Consider the following 11,772-nt stretch of genomic DNA (forward strand, 5'->3'; position numbering starts at 1 on the left):
TCAGGCGTCCGGGCGGAAGAAGCCGTCGTAGAGACCAAGGAGTGCCGGAAACTCCTGGCCGAACCGGGGTCGGCTGACGAAATAGGCCTCGCAGGTCACGGCAAAAAATTCGGCAGGATTGGTGGCTGCGTAGTCATCCAGCCAGGGGCGTTCGGCGCCGAAGCGCTCTGCCATGGACACACTCTCCCGGAAGTGGTCGTAGGCCTGCGTCATCGTGCGCCGCCAGTGCTCCCGGGCCTGCGCATCGCTGCGAGTGCCCCAGAGTCCCGCGACCAGGGCGGGCGCGCCGTCCGGGTTGCCTCCGGCGTGCATGCCCCGCATGTCGATCTTGTGCACGAACTCGTGAATCACCACGTTGCTGCCAGCGCCGGCAGCATCGGGCGCCTGGCTTACCTCCTGCCAGCTCAGCATGACCGGCCCCCGGTCCATGGCCTCGCCAGCGAGCACCTCGTCGTAGTGGTGAACGACCCCGCTGGCGTCAGCGACGCGTCGGCGTGCCAGTGCCGCCCCCGGCTGCACCACGATGCCGACAAAGTCGTCGTACCAGGTCAGCGCATCCAGCGGATTCGATGCAGTGCGGCCTGAGGGAGGGCGGATGTGCAGCAGGGGCAGACAGGCCTGGGCGGCAATGGCCAGCGCCATGGGGTCGGTCACGACCAGCCCGTGGGCGCCATGAAACTCCTTTTCCATCAGGAAGTGGCCGCTGAGTTGGCGCAAGCGGGAGCGATCCGGTCCAGAGAGTTCGGCCAGAAAGGGGTGGGATTCAAGAATGGCCGACCACGGCCCGTCGGGCAGTTGGGGCTCCGTGCGCCAGCGGCGCGGAAGCCAGCGCTGTAGTGTCTGTATCACGGGCGCAGGTGCGAAAAACCGCTGTGGTCCAGCCGCAGGATGTCCAGCCGGGCGGGATCGGCGGCGGCATCCCAGTCGCTGAGCACCACGCGTTGCAGACCATTTCCCAGGTCGTGCGTCGCGGGGCGGTGGGTGTGTCCGTGGATCAGCGTTCCGGCGCCAGCGGCTCGGAGCCAGCGGCGTGCTTCTTCCGAGTCAACGTCTGCCCACAGCGCCGGGTCGTGCGCCAGGCTTTTCTTGCGCGCTTCGCTGCGTTCGCGCAGGTCGCGCGCCACGGCCTCTCGCTGTGCGAGCGTCTGGGCCAGGAAACTGTGCTGCCATTCGGCAGAGCGGACCAGGGTGCGAAAGGCAAGGTAGTCGGTGTCGTCCAGGCACAGCGCGTCGCCATGGCTGAGCAGCCAGCGCCTGCCTGCAAACTCCAGAACGGTGGGGTCGTCCAGCCCTTGCATGCCGCAGGCGGTCAGGGCAGAGGGTCCAACGAGAAAGTCCCGGTTGCCGCACATGAAGAACACCGGCGTGTCGATGCTGTGCTGGTGCAACTGCTGGGCGCAAAGGGCAGCGAAGGAGTCCGGGTTCTCCAGCGCATCGTCCCCGACCCACACTTCAAACAGGTCGCCGAGGATAAACAGCGCATCGGCCCGTTCCGACGGCGGGCGTTCCAGGTAGCGCCGCCAGGCACCCAGGGTCTGTGGCTCCCCGGGGTGCAGATGAAGGTCTGAAATGAAATCGACCGCTTGCCAGTGCGCGGGGGCGCGCAGCTCGGCAAAGCGGTCGACGGGCAGGTTCGTCATCGGTCAGGGATGCACCCTGAACCTCAGAGCGCGACGGCCTTTTCGATCACCACGTCCTGCTTGGGCACATCGTCGTGGAAGCCGCGGCGGCCGGTGGGGGTGGCTTCGATCTTCTTGACTACATCGGACCCCGACACCACCTTGCCGAACACCGCATAGCCCCAGCCCTGGGCACTCGGTGCGGTGTGGTTCAGGAAGGCGTTGTTGGCGACGTTGATGAAGAACTGCGCGCTGGCCGAGTGCGGGTCGCTGGTGCGCGCCATGGCCACGGTGTAGATCTCGTTGCGCAGGCCATTGTTGGCTTCGTTCTGGATCGGTGCGTCGGTGGCTTTTTGGTTCATGCCGGGCTCGAAGCCGCCGCCTTGCACCATGAAGCCGGGGATCACGCGGTGGAACACGGTGTTGTTGTAATGGCCCTTGTTGACGTAGGCCAGGAAGTTGGCGGTCGTCAGGGGGGCTTTTTCGGCGTCGAGTTCGAGTGTGATGACGCCGAGGCCCGCGATGTGCAGTTCGACCTGGGGGTTGGCCATGTTCAGTTCTCCAGAGTGGCTTTGAGGATGGTGACGGGAGTCTTGGGGACGTCCGTCGGGAAGGGGCCGCCGGCACCGGTGGGCGTGGTCTTGATCTTGTTGACCACATCCATGCCGGCGATCACCTTGCCGAACACGGTGTAGCCGAACAGTTGACCAGCCGCCAGCAAATTGGCGCGGGGGACATTTTCGTAGACGCGGCCTCCGTATTCGAAGCGGGGCACGGGATCCCCTGGCGGGATGGGGGTCGGGTCCAGGAATGCGTTGTCCTTGACATTGATGAAAAACTGGGCGGTTGCGGAGTGCGGGTCGTTGGTGCGCGCCATGGCGACCGTGCCCACCACGTTGCGCGGGCCACCTCGCTCCAGCGCCGCCTGGCCCTCGTGCGTCACCGGTGCGCGGGTGGGCTTTTCCCGGTAACGGGCGTCGTACCCACCACCCTGGACCATGAAGTTGTCGATCACGCGGTGGAACACCGTGCCGTCGTAGTGCTTGTCGCGGACGTACTGAAGGAAGTTCTCGACCGTCTTGGGTGCCTTGTCAGGGTAGAGCTCCAGCACGATGTCACCGGCCGAGGTGCTCAAGCGAACCTTGGGGTTCGGCGCGCCAGCGGCCCTGGCGTCCGACATGGACAGGGCGCCGAAGACGCATGCCGCCAGGGCGGCGAACGCCATGGTGCGCACCGTGGTCCGGCGGTACAGGGATATGTGATCGAGCTCAGACGGCATCAGGGAGTCCCTTCATGAAAAATCTTCCACTGGTCACGCTCAAGAGCCCAGTACTGGCGCCGGGTCACCCCCCGGCTCTGACCTTGTGGCACCTCTCCGAAGGTGACCACCATCGTGTCCTGCTGGTCCTGCCAGCGGAGCACGGAAACATCCTTGATGTCGACTGCTCTCACGCCTTTGGCGGAGTCTGGACCAGGCTCCGGTCGGCCGCCGCCAGACCCGCTCCCGGCGAGCAGCTTGCCGGAGTAGAACGCGTTCAGCCGTTCGCTCTGGCCCGTGCTCTTGGCCTCTTTCCAGGAGGCCAAGGCGGTCTCGAAGGCTCGCCGTTCGGCGTCGAGCTCCTCCGGTTGCACCCATTGGAGTTCGGGGGCGATCACCACCGGCGTGGTGCGGATCTGCACGGTGGACAGCAGGCGCTCGAGATCCGGGTTGGACAGCACCACGCAACCGTCCGACGCCTGTGGCGCCCGGACAAACTGCTCACGCGGTGTTCCATGCAGCCAGATGCCGCTGCCGGTCTTGCCTCGTTGCATGTCCAGCGGGTTCGGGTAGTTGATGGGCAGCGCTCCGACGCCATAGAGGTCGGGCAGGCTGTCGGGATGTAAGTTGCTTGTGATGTAGTAGACACCCAGAGGTGTGCGCTTGTCGCCTTCGACCTCCTTCTCGATGCCCGACAATCCAACCGAGATGTAGAAGTCACCCAGCAGCTTGAGTCTGGGAGGGGCAGCCAGCAGGCCGCTAGCACTGCCGGACGGCGTCTGGTTCTCGAACAGGTACAAGCGTGACCGGGACGCGTCGACCGCGATCGCATGCCTGCTCTGTGGGGCGAGGCTCAGGAACTGGGAAGGAATGGCTCCTTCGGGTGGTCTTTCGGTCAACGCACGCAGGCGCCGGCGCGACTCGTCCCGAAGAATTGCGAGCTGCTGCGCCGCTGCAATGGCGGTGGTGTCGGGTACGTCACCCAGCTGGCGGACAGGCCGGACCTGCAGGCTCAGCAAGTCTCCGTGCACGAGGTGCGCGAGGTGGAAATTGGGGTGATCGCGGACCAGGCGCTCGGCTTGTGACAGTGCCTCGCGGTGTTGGCCCTGGCTGATGAGACGATAGATGTCGATCAGTCTGGCCTCAGCCCGGCCCAACAACGGGGTGACTCGGGTCATGGCCTCGTCCGACAGCGGCTGCGCTTGCAGACCGGTGGGCTTGGTCACCGACTTGATGGCATCGGATGCATCGTGCATCCGGGCCACGGCCGCATCAATGATCGACTGGCCAGATCCTGCCGTGTCTGTTGAGGTCGATCTGGCGGGTAGGTAGGAGAGCAGGGGGCCCACAGGCCCTGGTGCAAAAACGCCAGGAGGGAACCTGACAGTGCGGCAAAGGCCACGGCTCCAATCAACCATCGGGGCAGGCCGGAGGCAGTGCGCAGGGAGGCGGCTGGTACGCTGGCGTGACCCCGTTGGAAAAACCGCCGACCTGCCATCAGGATCCCGTGGATTCGCGCACGATCAGCCAGCGATTTCCGCTCCTGACCAGGTCCAGTGTCTTGCGGCTTGTCACACTCAGCGAATCGGACGAATACGCCTGACGGAACTTGGCCGAGGCCCGGCCACCGTTGACCGACACGGAGAGTTCGCTGATGTCCACGTCGATGCGGTTGCGCGGCATGATGCGGGCCTTGCGGTCGGCTTCCCACTCGCTGCGGCTCTGGCCGCCAGGAGGTGTGAAGCTGCCGGCGTACGCACCCAGGTAGCCCGACATGTTCTTGCTGGACCAGGCCTTGGCCCACGCTGCCACGGCTGATTCCACGTCGCTTTCTGCGTTGCCGGTGGCAGCTGGCGCCTGGGCTGCTGCGGCAGGCGCCGACGCTGCGGGCTTGGCTGCGGCAACAGGGGGCGTCGATACTGCGGGAGCTGCTGCAGGCTTGGCGCCCTTGGCATCGGCTGCAAACAGGTTGCGGATCAGGCTCAGCTTGGGCGCGACTCCGGCATTGCCGGCATCCAGCTGCAAGGCCTTGCTGTAGGCCTGGCTGGCGAGTTTGGCGTAGACGTCGCCTAGGTTTTCGTGCGCTGTGGCGTAGCTGGGGTTGGTCCGAATCGCCATTTCGAGTGCCGCTCGTGCCTTGTCGAACTGACTCTGGCCTGCATACAGGACAGCGAGGTTGTTATAGGGCTCGGGCAGTTCGGGGAACTCTTCGGTGAGCTTCTGGAACGTGGCGATGGCGTCGGTCTGCTTGCCACTCTCGGTCTGGATGACGCCTTTGAGGAAGCGCATCTGAGGGTCCCGGGGCTTGCCAGCGAGGTACTGGTCGGCCTTGCCCATGGCTTCGGAGAACTGTCCCGCACGCAAGAGGCGGTTGACCTCTGCGTAGTCGTCGGCCTGGGCTTGAGCCAGCGGCGCGGCAAGTGCCGCTGAAACTGCGACGCACAGCGCCATCAGGCGCAGCGGAGCGAAGGGTCGCCGGGTGCCGAGACTGCGGGACTTGGCGGGCTGGGCAGAGGGAAATTGCATGGGGTTGATCATGTGACCTCAGATGGCGACAACAGCGAACCGAAAGCCGGCCTGCGCCGGTCGGCGAATACTATAGCGCTCCTGTGTGCGGGCATCGAAAATGCCGTTGGCGCAGTGGGCTGGATATACTGGCGCATTGTATCTGAGGGTCCCCCGCCAGGCCCTGCAGTCCGGTGGTCGCGCGACACCGGTGATATGCCCGCTGTTCTCGCGCTTCTTTGTCCCTGAATCCTGTCGACGCCCGGGTCGAGATGCTCCCTGCCTGCAGGTGTGCTTCGGTCGGGTTGTTCGGCAGGGCCTTCCATGTCCTTGCGAATCTTCAACACCCTCTCCCGCGGCGTCGAGCCGTTCCTGCCGCTCGATCCCGGGCATGTGCGCATGTATGTCTGCGGCATGACCGTCTACGACCTCTGTCACCTCGGTCATGCCCGGTCGATGCTGGCGTTCGATGTGGTGCAACGCTGGCTCAAGGCCAGTGGCTACCGTGTGACATATGTCCGCAACGTCACGGACATCGAGGACAAGATCATCGCCCGCGCGGTCAGGAACGGTGAAACCATCAAGCAGCTGACCGACCGCATGATCGACGCGCTGCACCAGGACGCCGATGCGCTGGGCATCGAGCGGCCGACCCATGAACCACGCGCCACCGATTACGTGCCGCAGATGCTGGACATCGTGCGCCAACTGGAAGACAAAGGGTTGGCCTACCGGGCCTCCAATGGCGATGTGAACTATGCGGTGCGCAAGTTCCCCGGTTACGGCAAGCTCTCCGGCAAGTCGCTGGACGATCTGCGCGCCGGCGAGCGTGTGGCGGTGGACGACGGCAAGCAGGACCCGCTGGACTTCGTGCTCTGGAAATCGGCCAAGGCTGAGGAGCCTGCTGAAGCCAAGTGGGACAGTGCCTATGGCGTGGGCCGCCCTGGCTGGCACATCGAATGCTCTGCCATGAGTTGTGAGATGCTGGGCGAGAGCTTCGACATCCACGGCGGTGGCGCCGATCTGCAGTTTCCGCACCATGAAAACGAGATCGCCCAGAGCGAGGGTGCGACCGGCCAGATGCTGGCGCGCTTCTGGATGCACAACGGCTTCGTGCGGGTGGACAACGAAAAGATGTCCAAGAGCCTGGGCAATTTTTTCACCATCCGCGAGGTGCTTGAGAAGTACGACGCCGAAACGGTGCGCTTCTTCGTGCTGCGCGCCCACTACCGAAGCGCCCTGAACTACAGCGATGCCCATCTGGACGACGCGCGCGCGGCCCTTAAACGCCTCTACACCGCGCTGGCTGCGGTCAAGGCCGAGGTGCCTGCAAATGTGGACTGGAACCAACCGTTTGTCGCCCGTTTCAAGGCTGCCATGGATGAGGATTTCGGCACGCCCGAGGCTGTTGCCGTGTTGTTTGATCTGGCCAGCGAAGTGAACCGCACCCGTGATGCTGCGTTGGCCGGCGTGTTGCAGGCGCTTGGGGGGGTGCTGGGTCTGCTGCAGCAGGATCCGCAAAGCTATCTGCAAGCAGGTGGCGCTGGTGATGGCCTGGACGAGGCCGCCATCGCCGATCAGATTGCGGCCCGGGCCGCCGCCAAAGCCGCCAAGAACTTCTCCGAGGCGGACCGCATCCGCCAGGCGCTGCTGGCCCAGGGCATCGTGCTCAAGGACAGCCCTGCCGGCACCACCTGGGAGCGCGCCTGATGGTGACCTCGCAGTTGCCCGATGTCGGGCCCGATGCGCCGGTGTATTGGCAGGAGGCCTGTCGGCATCTGATGAAGCGCGACCGGGTGATGAAAAAGCTCATCCCCCAGCACGCGGGCGCCAGCCTGCAGTCGCGGGGCGATGCGTTCGTCACACTGGCCCGCAGCATCGTGGGGCAGCAGATCTCGGTCAAGGCGGCGCAATCCGTGTGGGACCGCTTCGAAAAGCTGCCGCGCAAGATGACGCCTGCCTATGTGCTCAAGCTCAAGGTGGACGACATGCGGGCAGCCGGCCTGTCGGCACGCAAGGTCGAGTACCTGGTGGACCTGGCGCTTCACTTTGCCAACGATCAGGTGCACGTCGACAAGTGGGCCGAGATGGATGACGAGGCCATCATCGCCGAGCTGGTGGCCATCCGCGGCATTGGCCGCTGGACCGCTGAGATGTTCCTGATTTTTCACCTGATGCGTCCGAACGTACTGCCGCTGGACGACATTGGCCTGCAGAACGGCATCAGCCGCGCCTACTTTTCCGGTGAACCGGTCAGCCGCAGCGAGATCCGCGAAGTGGCTGCCTCGTGGGCGCCTTACTGCAGCGTCGCCACTTGGTATATTTGGCGCTCGTTGGACCCTCTGCCGGTCAGCTATTGAGCCCTTCGGGGCTTTCCTGTTTCCGGACGTCGTTCGCACAAAGACCAAAGGAGTCATACCTTGGCCAAAAGAAATTTCCTCGACTTCGAGCAGCCGATTGCCGAACTCGAAAGCAAGATCGAAGAACTCCGCTACGTGCAGACCGAATCCGCGGTCGACATTTCTGCCGAGATCGAACAGCTGTCGGGCAAGAGCCTGCAGCTCACCAAAGACATCTACAGCACCCTGACGCCCTGGCAGATCACGAAGATCGCGCGCCATCAGGACCGTCCGTACACGCTGGACTATGTGAACGAGATCTTCACGCACTTCCAGGAGCTGCACGGCGACCGGCATTTCTCGGACGACCTGTCCATCGTCGGTGGCCTGGCCCGTTTCAACGGTCAGCCCTGCATGGTGATCGGCCACCAGAAGGGGCGGGACACCAAGGAGCGTGGCCTGCGCAACTTTGGCATGACCAAGCCGGAGGGCTACCGCAAGGCGCTGCGCCTGATGAAGCTGGCCGAGAAGTTCAAGCTGCCGGTGTTTACTTTTGTCGACACGCCCGGTGCCTACCCCGGCATTGACGCCGAGGAACGCGGCCAGTCCGAGGCCATTGGCCGCAACATCTTCGAGATGGCGCAGCTTGAAGTGCCGATCATCTCCACCATCATCGGTGAGGGTGGTTCTGGGGGCGCGCTGGCCATTTCGGTGGCCGATCAGGTGCTGATGCTGCAGTATTCGGTGTACTCGGTGATCAGCCCTGAGGGTTGTGCGTCGATTCTCTGGAAGACCAGCGACCGTGCCAGCGACGCGGCCGAGGCGCTGGGCATTACGGCGCATCGCCTCAAGGCGCTGGGGCTGGTCGACAAGATCGTCAACGAGCCGGTTGGCGGTGCGCACCGCGACCCGGGCCAGATGGCCGCGTTTCTGAAGCGCGCCCTCAACGACGCCTGGCGCCAGGTGGCCGATCTCAAGGTCAAGGAGCTGCTGGAGCGCCGCCACGCGCGCCTGGACAGCTACGGCCGCTTCACCGACACCAAGGCCGACAGCGCCAAGCGCTGAGGCGCAGCGTGACGGCGTCGCCCAATCCGTGCGGGCCGGCGCTGCTGCGCTGGTGCTCACACAGGGCACCAGACGCCTCCGCCAGGCTGGCCGTCGCGTACAGCGCCGGTGCCGATTCCACGGCACTGCTGCTGGCGGCGCACGCGCTCTGGCCGGGGCACGTGGTGGCCCTTCACGTGCACCATGGCCTGCAGGCCGCGGCGGATACCTTCGAAACCACTGCAAGGGTTACCTGCGACCGTCTGGGTGTGCCATTGCATCTGGCGCATGTCCGTGCCACCCCAGCGCGAGGGCAGAGCCCGGAGGACGCTGCGCGCCTCCATCGGTACCGCGCTCTGGCGGATCTGGCCAGGTCCGCGGGTGCGGACCTGGTGCTGTTGGCCCATCACGCCGATGACCAGGCCGAAACCGTGATGCTTGCGCTCAGCCGTGGTGCAGGGCTGCCAGGGCTGGCCGCCATGCCCAATCACTTTGAGCGCCACGGCATGCGCTTCGCCCGCCCCTTGCTGGAGCTTCCTGCCAGCGCTCTGCGTGCCTGGGTCGAAAGCAGTGGCCAACCCTTTGTCGACGACCCGAGCAACGCCGACTTGCGCTTCACACGCAATCGCATCCGCAAGACCTTGTTGCCTGCCTGGGAGGCCTGCTTTCCGGGGTTCCGGCCCATGCTTGCCCGCAGTGCGCGCCATGCTGCGCAGGCCCAGCAGTTGCTGGGCGATCTCGCGCGCATTGACCTGGCTGCGGTGGGTGAGCCCCCTTCCATCACCGGTTTGCAAGCGCTCAGCCGCGAGCGTCAAGCCAATGCCTTGCGCCACTGGTTGCACGGGCAATGGGGCGTGGTTCCCGCCGCCGCCCAGATGGAGCAGGTGCTGGATCAGGTGGCTGCGTGTCGCACGCGGGGGCATCGCATCGAACTCAAGGTGGCCGACGGGACTTTGCGCCGGGACGGTGGGCATCTGGCGTTTGGCCGGCCGGCCGGGGCTGCGTCGATATAATTCCAAGGCTTTGCCGGGCGCATCCGGCAGGGCCTGGCTGGTTCCGGCGACCAGCCCAGCGCGACCAACGGCCGCGTGGTCATTCCAACGATCCTCTTCCCGATCCAACCCGATGGCTTTGATTGTTCACAAGTACGGCGGCACCTCCATGGGGTCAACCGAGCGCATCCGCAACGTGGCCCGGCGTGTCGCCAAGTGGCACAAGGCCGGTCACCAGATGGTGGTAGTGCCCAGCGCCATGAGCGGCGAAACAAACCGCCTGCTGGCACTGGCCAAGGAGCTGCAACCCGCCCAGTTGGGCAAGGCCTATGGGCGCGAGCTGGACATGCTGGCCGCCACCGGTGAGCAGGCCTCGTCCGCGCTGCTGGCCATCGCGTTGCAGGCGGAAGGCATTGACGCTGTCAGCTACGCTGGCTGGCAGGTGCCCATCAAGACCAACGATGCCTACACCAAGGCCCGCATCGAATCCATCGACGACGTCCGCGTGCGCGCCGACCTGGCTGCTGGCAAGGTGGTGATCGTCACCGGCTTCCAGGGGGTGGACCCCGACGGCAACATCACCACGCTAGGCCGCGGTGGCAGCGACACCTCGGCGGTGGCTGTGGCCGCTGCGATGAAGGCCGCCGAATGCCTGATCTACACCGACGTGGACGGCGTGTACACGACCGATCCGCGCGTGGTGCCCGAAGCCAAGCGCCTGGAGCGCGTGAGCTTTGAAGAAATGCTTGAAATGGCCAGCATGGGCTCCAAGGTGCTGCAGATCCGCTCGGTGGAGTTCGCTGGCAAGTACAAGGTGCCGCTGCGCGTGCTGTCCAGCTTCACGCCCTGGGACATCGACCTGAACGAAGAAGCCAGTTCTGGCACCCTGATCACTTTTGAGGAAGACGAAGATATGGAACGAGCCGTTGTTTCTGGCATTGCCTTCAACCGCGACGAAGCGAAGGTTTCCGTGCTGGGCGTGCCCGACAAGCCGGGCATTGCTTACCAGATCCTGGGTGCCGTGGCAGCCGCCAACGTCGAAGTCGATGTGATCATCCAGAACCTGAGCAAGGACGGCAAAACTGATTTCAGCTTTACGGTGCACCGCAACGATTTCCAGAAGACCCTGGATCTGCTGAAGGGCCAGGTGCTGCCGGCCTTGGGCGCGGCCGACGTGGTGGGCGACAACCGCATCTGCAAGGTGTCCATCGTCGGCATCGGCATGCGCAGCCACGTGGGCGTGGCCAGCCGCATGTTCAAGTGCCTGAGCGACGAAGGCATCAACATCCAGATGATCTCGACTTCCGAGATCAAGACCTCGGTGGTGATCGACGAGAAGTACATGGAACTGGCTGTGCGCGCGCTGCACCGCGAGTTCGATCTGGATCAGACGGCCGACACGATTTCGAAGTGATGCCGCGAAGGCCCAAGTCCTCCGGAAACGGAAAAGACTTGAGGCATAATACGCGGCTCTGGAGTGATGACCGAGTGGCCGAAGGTGCTCCCCTGCTAAGGGAGTATGGGGTGTAGAGCCTCATCGAGGGTTCGAATCCCTCTCACTCCGCCAGTAAGACAAGGCTCCCACGCAAGTGGGGGCCCTTTGTCTTTCTGGGCCCAGTGTTTTCGCGGGTTTGCGGGCGGTGGCTGTTTCTCTGGGGTGCTCTCGCTGCTGCTTTTCTGGCCTTTGCCGCGGGCCATTCTCTAACGCAGCTTTTTGGCAGTGAGGCTTTTGGCAAAGCTTCAGGTCAATTCAATCAGCGCGTGCCTTTTATGCATGCTGCGTTGTGATCTTCCCAGGCCCTGGCAGGTGAGGGCGACCAGAGGTTGTTGAGGTGGGGTAGGGAGGCCGGTTGGGAGCGACAGCTGTCCCTGATCTAAGGCCGTCCTATTTGTGCTTACTGGGACGAAGCGGTCGTCTGACTCATCGACCAGTATGAGCGCTTTAAGGACCGCTGGGGTCGCGGGGTCACACTTGCCTCCTGTATCCACACGCAAGCCGCCATCGACCAAACCTG

At 64.4% G+C, this 11,772-nt stretch carries 11 protein-coding genes and 1 tRNA gene; 6 read left to right on the forward strand and 6 right to left on the reverse strand.

What is annotated here, in order from left to right; all coding sequences use genetic code 11:
* The 6 genes from HFL01S_RS18955 to HFL01S_RS18980 form a co-directional block, all read right to left on the reverse strand.
* Complete coding sequence (locus HFL01S_RS18955; protein ID WP_066261373.1) at nt 1–849, reverse strand: M90 family metallopeptidase; 849 nt, start codon at nt 847–849, stop codon at nt 1–3.
* Nucleotides 846–1,640, reverse strand: a complete 795-nt coding sequence (locus HFL01S_RS18960) for a UDP-2,3-diacylglucosamine diphosphatase (protein WP_066261375.1) — start codon at nt 1,638–1,640, stop codon at nt 846–848. Before HFL01S_RS18960 ends, HFL01S_RS18955 begins: the two co-directional genes overlap by 4 nt.
* Nucleotides 1,641–1,663: 23 nt before the next feature.
* Complete coding sequence (locus tag HFL01S_RS18965) at nt 1,664–2,170, reverse strand: peptidylprolyl isomerase (protein WP_066261378.1); 507 nt, start codon at nt 2,168–2,170, stop codon at nt 1,664–1,666.
* Nucleotides 2,171–2,172: 2 nt separating this feature from the next.
* Nucleotides 2,173–2,844 carry a peptidylprolyl isomerase gene (locus HFL01S_RS18970; protein ID WP_066261401.1) on the reverse strand — a complete coding sequence of 224 codons (672 nt, stop codon included), beginning with the start codon at nt 2,842–2,844 and terminating at the stop codon, nt 2,173–2,175.
* A 53-nt stretch (nt 2,845–2,897) separates the two neighbouring features.
* Entirely contained in the window at nt 2,898–4,133 is a 1,236-nt protein-coding gene (locus tag HFL01S_RS18975; protein ID WP_066261379.1) for a L,D-transpeptidase family protein, read from the reverse strand.
* A 241-nt stretch (nt 4,134–4,374) separates the two neighbouring features.
* The gene (locus tag HFL01S_RS18980; RefSeq protein ID WP_066261402.1) at nt 4,375–5,328 is read right to left on the reverse strand and encodes a nuclear transport factor 2 family protein; all 954 of its coding nucleotides are present in this window, start codon (nt 5,326–5,328) and stop codon (nt 4,375–4,377) included.
* Between the two features lie 378 nt (nt 5,329–5,706).
* Here HFL01S_RS18980 and cysS point away from each other — a divergent pair, with 378 nt between their 5' ends.
* From cysS to HFL01S_RS19010, 6 genes are all read left to right on the forward strand, one after another.
* Nucleotides 5,707–7,092: a cysteine--tRNA ligase gene (gene cysS, locus HFL01S_RS18985; protein WP_066261380.1), complete on the forward strand. Its 1,386-nt coding sequence runs from the start codon at nt 5,707–5,709 to the stop codon at nt 7,090–7,092.
* Nucleotides 7,092–7,742 carry a DNA-3-methyladenine glycosylase family protein gene (locus HFL01S_RS18990; RefSeq protein WP_066261381.1) on the forward strand — a complete coding sequence of 217 codons (651 nt, stop codon included), beginning with the start codon at nt 7,092–7,094 and terminating at the stop codon, nt 7,740–7,742. Before cysS ends, HFL01S_RS18990 begins: the two co-directional genes overlap by 1 nt.
* Before the next feature lie 60 nt (nt 7,743–7,802).
* Complete coding sequence (locus tag HFL01S_RS18995; protein ID WP_066158442.1) at nt 7,803–8,786, forward strand: acetyl-CoA carboxylase carboxyltransferase subunit alpha; 984 nt, start codon at nt 7,803–7,805, stop codon at nt 8,784–8,786.
* A gap of 8 nt (nt 8,787–8,794) precedes the next feature.
* Complete coding sequence (gene tilS / locus HFL01S_RS19000) at nt 8,795–9,778, forward strand: tRNA lysidine(34) synthetase TilS (protein WP_369407746.1); 984 nt, start codon at nt 8,795–8,797, stop codon at nt 9,776–9,778.
* A gap of 112 nt (nt 9,779–9,890) precedes the next feature.
* Nucleotides 9,891–11,171, forward strand: coding sequence for an aspartate kinase (locus tag HFL01S_RS19005; RefSeq protein WP_066261382.1), 1,281 nt, complete (start codon nt 9,891–9,893; stop codon nt 11,169–11,171).
* 60 nt (nt 11,172–11,231) lie between these two features.
* Nucleotides 11,232–11,324, forward strand: a tRNA-Ser gene (locus tag HFL01S_RS19010).
* Nucleotides 11,325–11,772 lie beyond the last annotated feature (448 nt).

It is taken from the genome of Hydrogenophaga flava NBRC 102514 (assembly GCF_001571145.1).
Taxonomy (GTDB): domain Bacteria; phylum Pseudomonadota; class Gammaproteobacteria; order Burkholderiales; family Burkholderiaceae_C; genus Hydrogenophaga; species Hydrogenophaga flava.